16 protein-coding genes are annotated in these 15,351 nt (G+C 45.0%); 10 read left to right on the top strand and 6 right to left on the bottom strand.

Annotation, left to right across the window (positions count from 1 at the left end):
- Positions 1 to 119: 119 nt before the first annotated feature.
- Entirely contained in the window at positions 120 to 587 is a 468-nt protein-coding gene (locus tag ACOJRU_RS16250; RefSeq protein WP_421132763.1) for a hypothetical protein, read from the top strand.
- Between the two features lie 150 nt (positions 588 to 737).
- A complete protein-coding gene (gene dnaB, locus ACOJRU_RS16245; RefSeq protein ID WP_421132762.1) occupies positions 738 to 2,123 on the top strand; it encodes a replicative DNA helicase in 1,386 nt (461 codons plus the stop codon).
- 86 nt (positions 2,124 to 2,209) lie between these two features.
- On the opposite strand, the gene ACOJRU_RS16240 is transcribed toward dnaB, so the two are convergent.
- The 5 genes from ACOJRU_RS16240 to rsd all read right to left on the bottom strand — a co-directional run bounded on the left by ACOJRU_RS16240 (position 2,210) and on the right by rsd (position 5,336).
- On the bottom strand, positions 2,210 to 3,394 hold the full coding sequence (locus ACOJRU_RS16240) for an OmpA family protein (protein ID WP_421132761.1): 1,185 nt from the start codon (positions 3,392 to 3,394) through the stop codon (positions 2,210 to 2,212).
- Between the two features lie 105 nt (positions 3,395 to 3,499).
- Entirely contained in the window at positions 3,500 to 3,937 is a 438-nt protein-coding gene (locus ACOJRU_RS16235; protein WP_421132760.1) for a secondary thiamine-phosphate synthase enzyme YjbQ, read from the bottom strand.
- The gene (locus tag ACOJRU_RS16230) at positions 3,927 to 4,391 is read right to left on the bottom strand and encodes a chemotaxis protein CheX (RefSeq protein WP_421132759.1); all 465 of its coding nucleotides are present in this window, start codon (positions 4,389 to 4,391) and stop codon (positions 3,927 to 3,929) included. Before ACOJRU_RS16230 ends, ACOJRU_RS16235 begins: the two co-directional genes overlap by 11 nt.
- Positions 4,381 to 4,854 carry a transcriptional repressor gene (locus ACOJRU_RS16225; protein WP_421132758.1) on the bottom strand — a complete coding sequence of 158 codons (474 nt, stop codon included), beginning with the start codon at positions 4,852 to 4,854 and terminating at the stop codon, positions 4,381 to 4,383. The genes ACOJRU_RS16230 and ACOJRU_RS16225 overlap by 11 nt, the downstream gene beginning before the upstream one ends.
- A 38-nt stretch (positions 4,855 to 4,892) precedes the next feature.
- Positions 4,893 to 5,336, bottom strand: coding sequence for a sigma D regulator (gene rsd, locus ACOJRU_RS16220; protein WP_421132757.1), 444 nt, complete (start codon positions 5,334 to 5,336; stop codon positions 4,893 to 4,895).
- Positions 5,337 to 5,474: 138 nt separating this feature from the next.
- Here rsd and nudC point away from each other — a divergent pair, with 138 nt between their 5' ends.
- The 3 genes from nudC (at position 5,475) to ACOJRU_RS16205 (ending at position 7,971) form a co-directional block, all read left to right on the top strand.
- Positions 5,475 to 6,308: an NAD(+) diphosphatase gene (nudC, locus tag ACOJRU_RS16215; protein WP_421132756.1), complete on the top strand. Its 834-nt coding sequence runs from the start codon at positions 5,475 to 5,477 to the stop codon at positions 6,306 to 6,308.
- A 256-nt stretch (positions 6,309 to 6,564) separates the two neighbouring features.
- On the top strand, positions 6,565 to 7,656 hold the full coding sequence (gene hemE / locus ACOJRU_RS16210; RefSeq protein WP_421132755.1) for a uroporphyrinogen decarboxylase: 1,092 nt from the start codon (positions 6,565 to 6,567) through the stop codon (positions 7,654 to 7,656).
- An 84-nt stretch (positions 7,657 to 7,740) separates the two neighbouring features.
- A complete protein-coding gene (locus ACOJRU_RS16205) occupies positions 7,741 to 7,971 on the top strand; it encodes a hypothetical protein (protein ID WP_421132754.1) in 231 nt (76 codons plus the stop codon).
- Here ACOJRU_RS16205 and queG read toward each other — a convergent pair.
- The gene (gene queG, locus ACOJRU_RS16200; RefSeq protein ID WP_421132753.1) at positions 7,968 to 9,110 is read right to left on the bottom strand and encodes a tRNA epoxyqueuosine(34) reductase QueG; all 1,143 of its coding nucleotides are present in this window, start codon (positions 9,108 to 9,110) and stop codon (positions 7,968 to 7,970) included. The two genes, ACOJRU_RS16205 and queG, sit on opposite strands and share 4 nt — an antisense overlap.
- Positions 9,111 to 9,116: 6 nt before the next feature.
- Here queG and ACOJRU_RS16195 point away from each other — a divergent pair, with 6 nt between their 5' ends.
- The 5 genes from ACOJRU_RS16195 to miaA all read left to right on the top strand — a co-directional run bounded on the left by ACOJRU_RS16195 (position 9,117) and on the right by miaA (position 15,289).
- The gene (locus ACOJRU_RS16195; protein WP_421132752.1) at positions 9,117 to 10,616 is read left to right on the top strand and encodes an NAD(P)H-hydrate dehydratase; all 1,500 of its coding nucleotides are present in this window, start codon (positions 9,117 to 9,119) and stop codon (positions 10,614 to 10,616) included.
- Between the two features lie 56 nt (positions 10,617 to 10,672).
- Positions 10,673 to 11,155: a tRNA (adenosine(37)-N6)-threonylcarbamoyltransferase complex ATPase subunit type 1 TsaE gene (gene tsaE, locus ACOJRU_RS16190; RefSeq protein WP_421132751.1), complete on the top strand. Its 483-nt coding sequence runs from the start codon at positions 10,673 to 10,675 to the stop codon at positions 11,153 to 11,155.
- A 73-nt stretch (positions 11,156 to 11,228) separates the two neighbouring features.
- Positions 11,229 to 12,554, top strand: coding sequence for an N-acetylmuramoyl-L-alanine amidase (locus ACOJRU_RS16185; protein ID WP_421132750.1), 1,326 nt, complete (start codon positions 11,229 to 11,231; stop codon positions 12,552 to 12,554).
- A 43-nt stretch (positions 12,555 to 12,597) separates the two neighbouring features.
- Complete coding sequence (mutL, locus tag ACOJRU_RS16180) at positions 12,598 to 14,361, top strand: DNA mismatch repair endonuclease MutL (RefSeq protein WP_421132749.1); 1,764 nt, start codon at positions 12,598 to 12,600, stop codon at positions 14,359 to 14,361.
- Positions 14,351 to 15,289 carry a tRNA (adenosine(37)-N6)-dimethylallyltransferase MiaA gene (miaA, locus tag ACOJRU_RS16175; RefSeq protein WP_421132748.1) on the top strand — a complete coding sequence of 313 codons (939 nt, stop codon included), beginning with the start codon at positions 14,351 to 14,353 and terminating at the stop codon, positions 15,287 to 15,289. Before mutL ends, miaA begins: the two co-directional genes overlap by 11 nt.
- Positions 15,290 to 15,351: the final 62 nt, after the last annotated feature.

Raw genomic sequence — 15,351 nt, 5'->3', positions numbered from 1 at the left:
TTACAACCGATACAAAAAAGGTTGTTGATATCCGCATTACTTTTAGCGTGGCAACCATCAAAAACTAAAGCGAAGATGGTTAGTTTCAACGTTAGACATTATGGATGAGGAGAAAATAGGTGAGAGTGGTACATCACGTAAAACGTTTCTGGCGTTTTCACGGTCTAATAGCGGCAGCAATTACGCTTAGCGCAGTAACGCTAGGTTGTGCAGTTAAAGAACCTGCTTATTTTGAGGGAACATGGATAGTCACCGATGCTTATCAGCAAGTGGATAGCCCTGCCGACGATAACAGTGCATTACTATTGGGGCGATCTATTCAATTATCGCAAACTTCTGCACAACTTAATCAAGCGCAATGCGATTCGCCAATCTACCATGTCACCTCGTTAAACACAGAGCAGTTTGAAGCGTCTTTTGCTATGCCAAGTAACGAACTGGGTTTCGATGATGGGGCAATAACACACGTTACGCTTGAGTGTGCTAACCAGATACCAAATTTCGGCTCAGAATTAGTGTTTCAACCCTATAGTTTTGCCTACATCTCAACGGATAATGCCTTCTTCAAGGTTGAAAAAACACGTTAAATATCTTTACAAGGGGCGGGATAAAAGCATACTTTTTAAAGCATATTATTTGAACAACTGATCATCATTATCGATATACTTTGTTGTTCCATGTCGCACAAAAGCGCATAATGGTAAGATAGTTTTTTTCCAATCTTACAGGTAAATGTAGTGGCGTTCCCTTCGCAAGGCGATAACAAGATAGAGAAGTTGAAGGTTCCCCCTCACAGTATTGAGGCGGAGCAGTCTGTTCTTGGTAGTATGCTTATCGACCGTGAAAGTTGGGATAAAGTCGCCGAGCTCGTTACCGATAGCGACTTTTATAATCGTTCCCATCAAATTATTTACCGAGCGATAACGCGATTACTCAACAACAGTAATCCAGTAGATCTTATTACCGTCTCTGAAGAATTAGAGCGACATGACGAATTAGACGATGCGGGCGGGTTTGCCTACTTAGGTGAGCTTGCAAAGAATACCCCTAGTTCTGCGAATGTCGTGTCTTATGCGCAGATCATTAGCGAGCGTGCTGTTACGCGCGAACTTATTGGTGTTGCCCATGAAATTGCTGAGGTCGGATATAATCCGGAAGGCCGTGACAGTGCGGACATACTCGATTTAGCCGAGAGCAAAGTATTCGAAATTGCTGAGCGTCGAACCGGAGAAAATGAAGGTCCTCGAAACGTAGAAGCGGTATTAGGCAAAACGATAGACCGCCTTGAAGCCTTGGTAAAGACCAACAAAGAAGTAACCGGTGTAACCACAGGGTTTACCGACTTAGACAAGAAAACCAGTGGGCTTCAACCTTCAGATTTAATCATTGTTGCAGCACGTCCTTCCATGGGTAAAACCACCTTTGCAATGAACCTGGTTGAAAACGCCATGATGGCTGAAGAAAAGCCGGTACTGGTGTTTAGTTTAGAGATGCCTTCTGAACAAATCATGATGCGTATGCTGGCCTCGTTGAGTCGCGTTGACCAAACCAAGATTCGTACTGCTCAATTGGATGACGAGGATTGGGCAAGAATTTCAAATACAATGGCCATGTTGAAAGACAAAGACAGCCTATTTGTTGATGATTCGTCGGGCTTAACCCCCATGGACGTTCGAAGTCGCGCTAGAAAGCTAGCACGAGAGCGTGGCGGGATAAGTCTTATTATGATTGATTACCTTCAATTAATGCGGGTTCCCTCTTTAAGCGATAACCGTACGCTGGAAATTGCAGAAATTTCGCGTTCATTAAAAGCATTAGCAAAAGAATTAGAAGTACCCGTGGTGGCATTGTCTCAGCTAAACCGCACGCTAGAGCAGCGTGCTGACAAACGTCCGGTAAACTCTGACCTTCGTGAGTCAGGTTCAATCGAGCAGGACGCCGATTTAATTATGTTTATATACCGTGATGAGGTTTACCACGAAAACAGTGAACATAAGGGTATTGCAGAAATTATTATTGGTAAGCAGCGTAACGGCCCAATCGGTACATCACGACTAACATTCCAAGGTCAGTTTTCGCGTTTTGATAATTATGCAGGGCCAGCACTCGCTGACGATTATTAAATTGCGACTATGCACTAACGTGTAATGTAAAAAAGAGTAGATAATAAAAAAGGCGCCAAAGGCGCCTTTTTTCGTTTTCGTTACTATTACTTTTCTTCAGCAACTTTTACTGTACCGCTAACTGTCACTGATATGCGACGGTTTACGCGATGCGCTTCAGCGTTGTTAGCTGTATCTAGCAGCTGTGTTTCACCGAAACCTTCAGTTGCAAGACGACCTGCATCAATACCGTACATATCAACCATTACATCTTTGAAAGAAGCCGCACGGCGCTTAGAAAGAGCCATGTTGTACGATGCTGCACCTGGTGCTGAAGTGTGACCTTCAATGATTGCTGTTGTGCTTGGGTATTCTTTCATGAATGCCGCAAATTCAGAAATCTCTGGATCACGTGGCGCTTTCACTACCGCACTTTCGTTGTCAAAAAGAACACGTAGAGTAATTTCTACAGACTCTTCTGCGTAAACTGTACACCCTTTAGCGTCAACTTCTACACCAGCAGCTGTGTCAGCACACATATCTTTGCTATCTACTACGCCATCGTTGTCACTGTCTTTGATTGCACAGCCCATAGCATCTACTGTAGTGCCAGCAGGTGTGTTTGGACACTGGTCAACGCTGTTCATTACGCCGTCGTTATCGTTGTCTACACTACAACCAGTAGCATCAACACGAACGCCTGCAGGTGTCATTGAACACTGATCGCGGCTATCAACTACGCCGTCGTTGTCGCTGTCTTTTGGTGCTGCTGGCGTACTCTTACCGAAAGGAACAGCAAAACCAAGTTTAACGCTGTAGTCGTTATAGTCTTCGCCAAAGTCATGATATGCAGCAATTTCAGTTACGATTCTAACTGAATCAGCAACATCCCAGTGCTTACCAATACCAATGTTACCAAGTGTAGTTGATTCAAATACTGCTTGGCGCTTAACACCACCAAACACGTACCATGCATCGTTTGGCATGAAGTATAGTGCATCTACACCTACCATTTCGCCAATATCGCTATTACCGCCAACGTAGTCTAAATCTAGTGAAGTAAACTCGGCACGCGCTGCCCACGTTTGGGTAAAACGAAAACCGTATTCGAAGCTAATGCCTCGGCCGTCATCTGCCACACCTTGATTAAGAGGGCGAGATACGTCAGTGTTGTAGTACATACCTGAAAGGCCAAGCCAATGTTTGTATTCTGGTTCAGCACTTTCTTGTGCAAATGCTGATGTAGATAGTACAGCAAGGGATAGCGCTGCTAGTTTAAAGTGTTTTTTCATAGTCACATCCTGTTTAACGTTGAGTGATTATCGGATTATTTTGATAATTCTGATTTGTGCTTAACCCGTTATCATAAGCACGTTTAATGCCATTTTTTATATGGGCTAAGAAACGGTCCCTTGTAATGTGGCAATGATTTTACGTCGACCACCGTTATTTCGGTGTTCACCGAGTATGATACCTTGCCACGTGCCAAGTGCAAGCTTCCCTTGCTGAATTGGCAAAGATATTTGACATCCTAGCATACTTGACTTGATATGCGCGGGCATATCGTCACTGCCTTCATAGGTATGTATAAAATAGGGCGTGTCTTCTTTGACGTGATTATTTAAGTATGACTCCATATCTTGGCGCACAGAAGGGTCGGCATTTTCATTAACAGTTAGGCTTGCACTTGTGTGCTGAAGCCATAAATGAAGCAAGCCTACCTCAATGCTGTTGAGCATCGGCATTGCTTCGATAACTTTGTCGGTAATGATGTGGAAACCGCGAGAATAAGAGGGAAGTACAATGGTTTCTGACTGCCACACACTATTTGTCAAAGCAAATTTCCAAGTGCGCAAGCCCCTCATCACACATGAACGGAAGTATTATTTTGGCACCGTCGACTTGATGGCTAATAGAGTGTTGGTGGCCTGATACGACAATAGGTGTCGCCATACCAAATTCGAATCCTCGCTCGGCCAAATCGCGCTTCGCGTTGCCACAAATCATATTGGTTACTTCGCCAACCATGTCGGCCACTTCGGCATCTAGCTTCTCAGGCCGTTCGCCTACCATTCTTTCCATGATAGTCAGCGCAAGTGATTCATCGAAAGTAATAGACATCGACCCACGTACATCCGGACCAACCATACCAATTAAGCCCGATACGTCGCCTTTTGCAATATCACTTTGCTTGCGTTTGGGTTTGCCTGGCGTCAATTTTGTTTGTGCCATGGTCTCTAAAACGTTCAACAGCCCTGAAATAAACGGGTTTACGAATTCAGCATTCATGTGAGTGCTCCTTGATAGATGTATCTTCCGTTTGTTGACAATCAGCGCAAAGTCCATGTGCTTCTATTGTTTGTTTTAGCACGCGAAATCCGTGTGCTTCTGCTTGGCTATTTAATGTATCTTTTAGCCCTTCTGACTGAATTTCAGCCACGTCTCCACAGCTATCACATATTAAAAACTGGACAGGGTGGTGACAGCCGAAATGATAACATGCAACGAATGCATTGGTAGACTCTAGTCGATGAATTAAACCAAAATCTAGAAGAAAATCTAGCGCGCGATAGACAGTGGCGGGTTTTGCCCCTGACTCGGTTTCTTTTAACGCATCCAAAAGCTCGTAAGCGCCCATTGGGCCATGCTTCTCAATCAGAATGTCGTATACTTTTTCTCTGAGTGGGGTAAACCGTGCCCCTCTTTTTTCACAGTACTCGCGAGCCTTGTGTAGTAACGTAGCATTATTCATTTAAAGTAACCGTTGTTGTCCTTCAGCAGGCTCGAGCGCTATGCATGTTCGTGCATACATGCAATCAATCTGTCTTCTAGTGCAAAACGTTCTTCCAATGTTTCACCCAGTAAAGCCAGAGCATTGTCAAACTTAGCTGCTTGTTCTGTAGTAACTGAATCAACGAACGTGTCGTTAAAAAGCAACGCCTCATCGGTCGTTTTTACCAACGCTGATTCTAAGTTTTCGCGAAGTTGTTGTGCTTGTGTGTTGTTCCCGACAAGCATATCAAACACTTCAAAATGACCAGCAGAAAGATAATCCACTAAGATTTCACAAAATGTCGTGATCAAATTTGCTTCCGGCAACGATTCACCTTGGTCATTTAAGCCTGCTAAATTGCAATAGGCTTTTATCAGGTCTTGTCTTTCTAACAACCAATTGTCTACAGCTTTACTTTTACCGCCCCATTTGGCTGCGCTTTTTTCTACTTGCTGTAACATTTAATATCCTTAGCGGCTCATCGCGCTGGTATGCGAAATTACAGTATAACATCGACGTAACATGACACAAATAACGCGCACTTGTTACTTTTTATATATGTTAACCTATCACATAGACCGTTTGGGGAGTATAGACATATGATGATAAAGCGTAATGAGGACCACGTAGTTCGTACTCTTGGTACGTGGGTGATATTTAGTAAGAGCCGTGTCATCGTGAAAGTTGGCGAAACACGTGTTCCGCAAGACAACTTTACGGCCTTCCCATTTTTAGAGGAATATAAAGACGATATTTACGAGTTGCCGCCATTGGGCGATTCGTTGCTAGCCTCACTTCCTACGTTTATTGTTGACCTAGGCGCAGAAATTGTTGAACACGAAGAGTTCGAAGCCATTCCGTTGCGGAATTTATTATTTTCCCAGCAAGACATGGCATTTACGGTAATAGGCAGGGCGTGGCAATATGTTCACTTTTTGCGTACCCACCGCTACTGCGGTCAGTGCGGATCGCCTACCGAACGCATCAATTGGGAAATGGCAGTACATTGTCACACCTGCAACCATCGCAGTTATCCGCGGGTATCACCCTGTATCATTGTTGCCATTCACGACCACGAGCGTATTTTGCTTGCCCGCGGTGTGAGGCACAAAGAAGCTAACATGTATTCAACGCTTGCCGGTTTCGTAGAAAGTGGTGAGAGTCTAGAAGAAGCGGTTCATCGAGAGGTTTTCGAAGAAGTAGGCGTTAAAGTCAAAAATATTGAATATGTAGACAGCCAACCTTGGCCCTTCCCACATTCTTTGATGGTAGGGTTTATTGCGCAATATGATGGTGGTGAAATTCGTTGCCAAGAAAACGAGATAGATGATGCGCAGTGGTTCGATATTGACGCACTTCCTACTATACCGCCTAAAGTGTCTATTGCTGGGCAACTTATTGCGCGAACCGTGTCTCTTATTGGCGACAAATAAAAAACCCTGCCAAGGCAGGGTCTCAATTTTTTTAGCACGGTCCCGTTATCGGGCTTCTTCTTATTACGGTATATAGTAATAGCAAACCCATTTTTTGACTGCAACCTCTTTTTTAAATTATTTACAAGTGACGCTCATCTATAAAATTCTGCGTTATATCGTACGTCGTAATTATTGCTCAGCTTTTTCACCCACTATTAAATGAATACTGATATAATTCGCGCGATTAATTTTTCGTATTTAGGTGAGTGTATATATGTCGCAACATAATGAGAGTGTTAACAAACCCGCGTTGAAGAACGATCGTTATTTACGTGCTTTACTTAAACAGCCGGTTGATATGACACCTGTATGGATGATGCGACAAGCAGGTCGTTATCTTCCTGAATATAAAGCTACGCGAGCCGAGGCCGGCGACTTCATGTCATTGTGTAAAAACGCCGAACTAGCGTGTGAAGTGACGCTACAGCCATTACGCCGCTTTCCTCTAGACGCCGCAATTCTTTTTTCAGACATACTCACTATCCCTGATGCGATGGGCCTTGGGCTTTATTTTGAAACGGGAGAAGGCCCTCGTTTCAAAAATCCCATTACCTGCAAAGCCGATGTGGATAAGATAGGGCTTCCTGATCCTGAAGGCGAACTTCAGTATGTGATGAACGCAGTTCGTACTATTCGAAGAGAGCTAAAAGGCGATGTGCCATTAATTGGTTTCTCTGGAAGCCCATGGACGCTTGCGACCTACATGATCGAAGGTGGCTCAAGTAAGGCGTTTACTAAAATTAAAAAAATGGCTTTTGCTGAGCCGGCAATATTGCATGCATTGCTTGAAAAACTGGCCGATTCAGTGACCGAGTACCTCAATGCCCAAATTGCTGCCGGCGCACAGTCGGTTATGATTTTTGATACATGGGGCGGTGTGTTATCGCCACGTGATTACAAAGATTTTTCGTTGCAATATATGGCGCGAATAGTGGACGGCCTGACACGCGAGAGTGACGGTCGCAAAGTACCTGTGACCTTGTTTACTAAAAATGGCGGCATGTGGCTCGAGTCTATCGCGGCAACAGGGTGTGACGCTGTTGGACTTGATTGGACTATTGATATTGCTGAAGCAAGAAAACGCATTGGCGATAAGGTGGCATTACAAGGCAATATGGACCCGTCAATGCTGTATGCCTCACCTGAGCGCATTGAACAGGAAGTCGGTACTATTTTAGAGGGTTATGGCAACGGCACCGGCCATGTATTTAATCTAGGTCATGGCATTCATTTGGATGTACCGCCTGAAAATGCAGGTGTATTCGTTAATGCGGTGCATAAATTGAGCACGCCATATCACAAGTAAGATGGTTAGCGAGCGCCCTGCATATTTATGTGAAGGGCGCATTTTTAATGACACGATATGCTCACTATGCAAAGGTTCTTTCGGGTGAAGAAAAAAGGGCAATATGCTTTCATTGCGGCATTGATAGTATTTATTGCTATCGCTGCTAATCAGTTCCGCTATTACAATAACAAGCTCAATAGCGCCAGTGAACACAAGGCTCAACTGCATAAATCGTTAGAACGAGAGAAAACGACTGATACAACGCAGCTTAAAGTGATTAAACCCAGCCCAACATTAGCGAAAGGCGATAATTCTCGCTCTCCTGCATCTTAAGCATCCCTCGGTAACCCTTTTTCAATTGCACGTATAAACCGTTCCTGTTTTCTGCTTGCAGAAGGGGTGTCAGTGCTTGCTTTTTGTTGTTGTGTCAGTGCCCATTCAATATGACGATCAACTTGTTCGTTAACCTTCCCATGCTGAAGGTTAAGTGCGGCTACTATGCTGACGTCATAGGGAGCATTTCCCATTGCTACCGCTATATTTCTCAACCATTTTACGTAGCCTATTCTGCGTATTGGCGAGCCTTCGGTGTTTCGCAAAAATGTGGCTTCTGACCATGAAAATAGGGTAACCAACGATTGACCATGAAGATTCTCTCTAGCGTGGAAGTCTTCTTCTTCAGTAATATCTGCATAGCGATTCCACGGGCAGATGAGCTGGCAGTCGTCGCAGCCGTAAATTCTATTGCCCATTAACGGGCGTAACGGTTCGGGAATATCTTCATCAGACTCAATGGTCAGGTAAGAAATACACCGTCTCGCGTCTACGGTATATGGGGCGACGATAGCATTTGTAGGGCAAATAGTAAGACATGCGGTACAGCTCCCGCATCCTTCTTCAACAGGAGCATCAACGGGAAGGGGTAAATTTATGAAAAGTTCGCCTAAAAAAAACCAAGACCCGGCTTCTTTATTGATAGTAAGGCTGTGTTTGCCCGTCCAGCCAATCCCCGCTTTTTCTGCTATGGCATGTTCTAATACTGGCGCAGAATCTACAAATGGGCGGTATGATGTCGTACTCAGTGCTTGAGTGATTTTTTCACCCAATTGCTTAAGGCGCTTTCGAATTACCTTGTGATAGTCTCTGCCAAGTGCATACCGGCTAACATACCCAATATCCGGTGTTGAAAGATGTTGAGCAAAAGATGCATCGGGGGGAAGATAGTTCATGCGTACGCTGATTACCCGCAATGTTCCAGGTACTAACTCAGCAGGGCGAGCACGCTTCATGCCATGGCTTTCCATGTAGTGCATATCACCGTTAAACCCGTTTTCCAGCCAGGCTTGAAGGTGGGCCTCATGCTGATGCAGATCAATATCGCTGATACCAACTTGCTGAAAGCCTAGCGAATAACCCCAAGCCTTGATATTGTTTGTTAATTCAACTAAGTCGATAGAATTTATTGTGGACATGCGCTTATGCTAGATACTCAACTCACCTCAAGTTTATCATACAAACTTTTCAGAGCCGACCAAGTAAGAGAAAACGAAGCTAAAGCCGCTGAGCTGTCAGGTTGTGACATGTTTACACTGATGCAGCGAGCAGGAGACATTATTTTTGAGCAATGCCAAGAGCGCCTCCCTAATTCCGATGTGTATTTAATCGTTGTTGGTCAAGGGAATAACGCGGGCGATGGCTACGTTGCAGCGATAAATGCAAAGTTAGCAGGTAAAAAAGTCTATGTGTGTGCGGTGCAGCCAGAGCGTACCTTAGAGGGCGATGCGGGTACTGCGCAATCTCGATGGCTCGATTTAGGTGGAAAGATTAGTGCGTTCGATAGTGCCTTACTTGAAAAAGCAGACGTTGTGATTGACGCGCTTTTAGGCACCGGAATCAATAGTTATATACGAAATGAATTTGCCCAGGTTATTGATGCTATTAATGCATCAACAACGCCTATTGTTAGTGTTGATGTCCCCTCAGGACTTGATGCTAATACCGGGCAAAGCTTGGGGCGCTGTGTGCAGGCAGATGTAACGGTAACATTCGTTGGCATTAAGCCTGGGTTAGTCACGGGCGCGGGTAAGCAATCATGCGGCAAGCTAGTATATGCCGACTTAGGTATTGGCAAAGCATTTCAATCGTTGGCACGCGCGTGCGCGACCATGCTGAACATCGAACATTTCAAAGGCATGGGGCCGCGAGACATTCACAGTCACAAAGGCACCTACGGTCGACTACTTTGCGTAGGAGGAAATCGAGGAACGGCTGGGGCAATAAGGCTGGCTGGTGAGGCCGCGCTGAGAAGCGGAGCCGGAATGGTTAGGGTATTTACGCATACTAGTTCGGTTGTGCAAGTCAGTGCAGGTAGGCCTGAACTTATGGTGTCTGATAGCGATTTAGCGGCCGCACTCGACTGGGCAACCTGCGTGGTAATTGGCCCGGGCTTAGGGCAGGATGATTGGGCCGAGGAAACCTTTCAGCTGACGATGAAGTATTGCCAACAGCATAATAAACCCATGGTCATTGATGCCGATGCACTTAACTTACTGTGTAAGCAATCTACGGCGTTTACGATAGAGAATAGTATTCTCACGCCACATGCGGGTGAAGCAGCGAGATTACTGGGGGTCTCTATCGATGATGTGGAAGGCGATCGCTTCAACTATGCGCGTCAGTGCGCGCAGCGCTATCACGCGGTATGCGTATTGAAAGGCGCAGGCACGCTCATAGATAACGAACGTAAAACATGGGTGTGTCGTCATGGCAATCCAGGTATGGCAACAGCCGGTAGCGGTGACGTACTCAGTGGCATCCTAGGTGCGTTGCTAGCACAAGGTGTGACCGTTGATATTGCAGCGAAATACGGCGTTACGCTGCATGCGAAGGCGGGAGACGATATTGCCCAGACCTATGGCCAGCGTGGTATGATAGCCAGCGATTTGTTTGATGCGGTGAGAGCGCTGATAAATCAGTAGCCTTTAGCAGCATATAACGCCGTTTTTTATTTAACTTCGATGGTGGAATACAATACATGTCATACCCGCAGGCCTCATTTTTTGCTGCGCAACCAAGCGATACGGCTTTGTTTGCCCAAGATTTGGCGCAAGCCGTAAAAACGGCTGAATCGTCCAACGCTGTTATTTATCTCGATGGCGACCTTGGGGCAGGAAAAACAACATTCAGTCGTTTTTTTATTCAATCGTTCGGTCATCAAGGCAGCGTAAAAAGCCCAACCTATACACTGGTGGAACCTTATGAATTAAAAGATGTCTCTATCTATCATTTTGATTTATATCGTTTAGCTGATCCAGAAGAGCTTGAGTTTATGGGGATAAGGGATTATTTCGGAGATAATACCATTGCCCTCATTGAGTGGTCAGAGAAAGGTGGAGAGTTATTAGCTGCCCCAGATATAGTAATTGATATTGCGATTACCCCATCTGGGCGAACATTTACGGTTAATGCTAGAAGTGCAAAAGGTGCGAGACTACTACAACAGTGTAAGCGACTGTAGTAAGCTGTTTATGCAATGTAATGATAATAAGCCTGCATGCAGGTAATAAATAAGGCCCTACGATAGGCGGATTATGGTGCGCAAAGTAATTTTGATGTTTTTTTTGTGTTTCGCTATACACACCGTGTCAGCAGCACAAAATAAACTAGAAAGCGTGAGGATTTGGCCCTCACCCGACAATACGCGTGTTGTATTAGACATGCGTAGCGCGCCTGATTTTACGTACTTTAGCCTTAAAAAGCCTGAAAGACTTGTTATTGATGTTGCGGCAACAGACAACAGCTTAAACCTATCCAATATTGAGAATAGCGGTGATTTGATTAAAAAGATTCGCTACTCGACCCCCCAAAATAAACAGTCTGCACGTATCGTCATCGAACTTAATCGTAAAGCTGAACCAACACTTTTTGCTATGACGCCCTCGGCGCCTTTTGGGCACCGATTGGTGATTGATTTAGCTGACAGTGCGCCGGCGAGCGCACCAGCCAGTGTGGTGATGGACGAAACCACGACCACAAGAGATAGGGATATTATTGTTGCTATCGATGCCGGACATGGTGGGAATGACCCAGGTTCGATAGGCCCTGCCGGCACGTATGAGAAACATATTACGTTAAGTATTGCTAAAAAACTTGAAGCCATGGTGAATGCCGAGCGCGGTATGAAAGCGTTTATGACGCGTAGCGGTGACTATTATATTTCGCCCAACAAGCGTCCCGAACTTGCACGTCAACAAAAAGCCGATTTACTTATCTCTATTCATGCTGATGCCTTCACACAACCCGAACCGCGAGGTGGCTCGGTGTGGGTATTGTCGATGCGAAGAGCCGATACCGAATTAGGTCGCTGGATGGAAAGAACAGAACGCCATTCTGAGCTTCTTGGTGGGGCAGCAGAAGTCATAAGTGACAAATCCAGTGAGCGGTATTTAGCGGAAACGATCCTTGGTCTGTCAATGGACCACAGTATGGCGACCAGTCATGACTTAGGAAACAAAGTTATTCAAGAGTTAAAAGGCGTAACAAAACTGCATAAAAAGGCGCCTCAAGCGGCGAGTCTAGCAGTATTAACCTCGCCCGACATTCCGTCTATTTTGGTTGAGGTTGGGTTTATCTCAAACCCTCAAGAAGAAAAAAATCTTAATTGGACTAAGTATCGAGAGCGTTTGGCAAAGGCGATGTTCAACGCCGCTAAACGCTATTTTAAACAGGTGCCACCCGATGGTACATTGTGGGCATCTGAGAAAGCGAAAAATCGCACACATAAAGTACGAAGCGGCGAATCGTTATCCATACTTGCACAACGCTACAACGTAAAAGTAAGTAGCATTAAAGCAGCTAATAATCTTAACAACGACATCGTTCGAATCGGGCAAGTACTGACTATTCCTAGTCTATAACCAGCCCACCTTCGATAAAATAACTATCTAGCAGGGTTACCCATTGCCTATACAACTTTTATCCCCTCAATTAGCTAACCAAATCGCCGCCGGTGAAGTGGTTGAACGCCCCGCGTCTGTTGTCAAAGAGCTTGTTGAGAATAGCTTAGATGCCGGGGCAACTCGCATCGAGGTTGATATTGAGAAAGGCGGCCACAAACGAATTCGAATCAAAGACGACGGCAGTGGTATTGCCAAAGATGAGCTTACTCTTGCATTAAGTCGCCACGCAACCAGTAAAATAACGACCCTAAATGACTTAGAGCAAATACTGTCACTTGGGTTTCGAGGAGAAGCATTAGCAAGTATCAGCTCTGTAAGTCGCCTAACGTTAACATCACGGACTCAAGATCAAAAAGAGGCATGGCAGGCTTATTGTGAAGGGCGAGAAATGGCCGTGAGCGTTAAGCCCGCAGCGCATCCGATAGGCACGACCATCGACGTTGCCGATTTATTTTACAACACCCCCGCACGGCGAAAGTTTCTAAGGACAGAAAAGACTGAATTTCAACACATTGAAGAGGTTATCAAGCGCATTGCATTGAGCCACCCTAAAACCTCATTTGTCTTGAAGCATAACGACAAAATAGTAAAACGTTTTATAGCGGATAAAAACGGTTCGATGAATGGGAGAATATCTGGCGTATTAGGGCAAAAATTTATCGATAATGCCATTCATGTCAATACTCTCTACGACGGCATAACAATTGATGCTTGGTTAGGTAATGAGGTGATGCTTCGCAGCAGTAACGACTGCCAATTTAGTTTTGTAAATGGCCGAGGCATGCGAGATAAGTTAATTATGCATGCTATTCGGCAGGCCTATGAAAGCGTATGGGGCGTCGTGGAGCAGCCTGCGTTTGTTGTTTATTTAACGATAAACCCTAAAGATGTGGATGTTAACGTGCACCCAGCAAAGCATGAAGTACGTTTTCAGCAGAGCCGATTGGTGCATGACTTTATTTGTAAAACCGTATGCGATGCGTTAAGTGATATTACCGCAGCATCGAGTGAAGGTCACAATGCTAACCCAGAGCAAGCAGGTTCGTATGGTGTTTTTGACGCTTCACCCGCTACGCACGATTATATTAGGCCGCTAACGCAACCGCTGACATCAACATCACCGGGTCATTCTGCTCGCTCCTCGACAGGCGCTTATCACACCCAGAGGTCAACTCCAGGCGGTGCTTACAACGCCTCTTTTACCGAATTGATGACGCCAAAAGCAGACACAGATAACGATAAAAATCGAGCCAACGATATTGAATCATCTTTTTTTAATCTGTCTTCATCACTGAGGCTGTATAAAAAAGATGAAAATATTTTTCTACTTTGTGCGTCAAAACTTGCGGGATCATGGTTGAACAGCCTACTGTTAAATGCAGAGAATGCGCAACCGTTGTTGATGCCAGTGGCGATTGCAATTGATAATGTGTCTGATAAGCGTATTGCAAAGCTCACAGAACATCACTTTGTCATAAACAAAGTAGCGGGGAAAATCCGTTTGCAGCAAGTCCCTGCCGGAACTCGTCATCTGCCATGGGTAAAGTGGTTTGAAAAGCTGTTACTTGAAACGGACAATGAAGATGACAGTGTGTTAACTACCCTCGCTTTCTCCCGTTGTGATGTAGACGAGAACCTGTCTTCACACATTTGGCACTGGTTGGATCAGCAATCTGAAGGTAAACAATGGGAATATGTAGAGCAATTTGCTAGAGTGCGCCCCATCGACGCCTTGTTTGAATTTTGGGGCACAAATGATAGGTAATGGCACAGAAGCTGCAAAGCCAGTAATAGCGATAATGGGCCCAACGGCTTCTGGGAAGACCGGACTGGCTTTAGCGTTATCTGATATAGCGGACTGCGAGATAATTAGTGTCGATTCTGCACTCGTTTACAAAGGAATGGACATTGGAACCGCAAAACCGACTCGTGAAGAGTTAAATAAGGTTCCACATCATCTTATTGATATTATTGAGCCAACCGATAGCTATTCTGTGGCGCAATTTTGTACGGATACCACAGCCCTTATTGGCGATATTCATGCTAAAAATAAGGTGCCCGTTTTGGTCGGCGGTACAATGATGTACTTTAATGCCTTGATAAATGGAATTTCGGCACTACCTAAGTCTGATGAAGATGTCCGACGTGATATAAACGCAGAGGCAAAAGCCATTGGTTGGGAAGCGTTACACGCACAGTTGCTAAGTGTAGACCGCGTGAGTGGTGAAAGAATTCACCCTAACGATCCACAACGAATAACAAGAGCGCTCGAAGTATATCGAAGTACTGGGAAAACACTCACGCATTGGCAGGGTGTCAAAGGGTTTGAATGCCCTTACAGCATTACGCAATTTGCGATAGCGCCTGACGACCGCGCCGCGTTACATAAACGTATCGAACAACGGTTTGATAACATGCTAGCGCAAGGTTTTGAGAGCGAAGTAAAAAATCTATTCGAAAGGGGTGATCTAAATGAAGATTTACCGTCTATTCGTTCGGTGGGCTATCGACAAATGTGGCAATATTTAGATGGGCAGCTTTCGTACTCTGAAATGAGGGAAAGAGGCATCATCGCAACAAGGCAACTAGCTAAGCGACAACTGACATGGTTAAGAGGTTGGAGCGAGGTGACATGGCTTGACACATTTTGTAATGATAATTTGACTAAAATTACAGCAAAAGTCACACTTTGAAGTGTTGAGTGTGATATACATTAGACGTGCAGCAGCTGCATTGCGCAGCATTAATAATAAAA

Origin of the sequence: Alteromonas algae (genome assembly GCF_049117195.1) — a bacterium.
Lineage (GTDB): Bacteria > Pseudomonadota > Gammaproteobacteria > Enterobacterales > Alteromonadaceae > Alteromonas.
Note: the sequence above shows the minus strand (reverse complement) of the source record. Positions and strands in the feature narration are given on the sequence as shown.

What these genes read in the sequence shown, in the direction of transcription:
- ACOJRU_RS16240 (WP_421132761.1), bottom strand. Translation starts at nt 3,394, where the DNA reads ATGAAAAAACACTTTAAACTAGCAGCGCTATCCCTTGCTGTACTATCT.
- ACOJRU_RS16230 (WP_421132759.1), bottom strand. Translation starts at nt 4,391, where the DNA reads ATGAATGCTGAATTCGTAAACCCGTTTATTTCAGGGCTGTTGAACGTT.
- ACOJRU_RS16225 (WP_421132758.1), bottom strand. Translation starts at nt 4,854, where the DNA reads ATGAATAATGCTACGTTACTACACAAGGCTCGCGAGTACTGTGAAAAA.
- rsd (WP_421132757.1), bottom strand. Translation starts at nt 5,336, where the DNA reads ATGTTACAGCAAGTAGAAAAAAGCGCAGCCAAATGGGGCGGTAAAAGT.
- nudC (WP_421132756.1), top strand. Translation starts at nt 5,475, where the DNA reads ATGATGATAAAGCGTAATGAGGACCACGTAGTTCGTACTCTTGGTACG.
- hemE (WP_421132755.1), top strand. Translation starts at nt 6,565, where the DNA reads ATGTCGCAACATAATGAGAGTGTTAACAAACCCGCGTTGAAGAACGAT.
- queG (WP_421132753.1), bottom strand. Translation starts at nt 9,110, where the DNA reads ATGTCCACAATAAATTCTATCGACTTAGTTGAATTAACAAACAATATC.
- ACOJRU_RS16195 (WP_421132752.1), top strand. Translation starts at nt 9,117, where the DNA reads ATGCTAGATACTCAACTCACCTCAAGTTTATCATACAAACTTTTCAGA.
- tsaE (WP_421132751.1), top strand. Translation starts at nt 10,673, where the DNA reads ATGTCATACCCGCAGGCCTCATTTTTTGCTGCGCAACCAAGCGATACG.
- ACOJRU_RS16185 (WP_421132750.1), top strand. Translation starts at nt 11,229, where the DNA reads ATGGTGCGCAAAGTAATTTTGATGTTTTTTTTGTGTTTCGCTATACAC.
- miaA (WP_421132748.1), top strand. Translation starts at nt 14,351, where the DNA reads ATGATAGGTAATGGCACAGAAGCTGCAAAGCCAGTAATAGCGATAATG.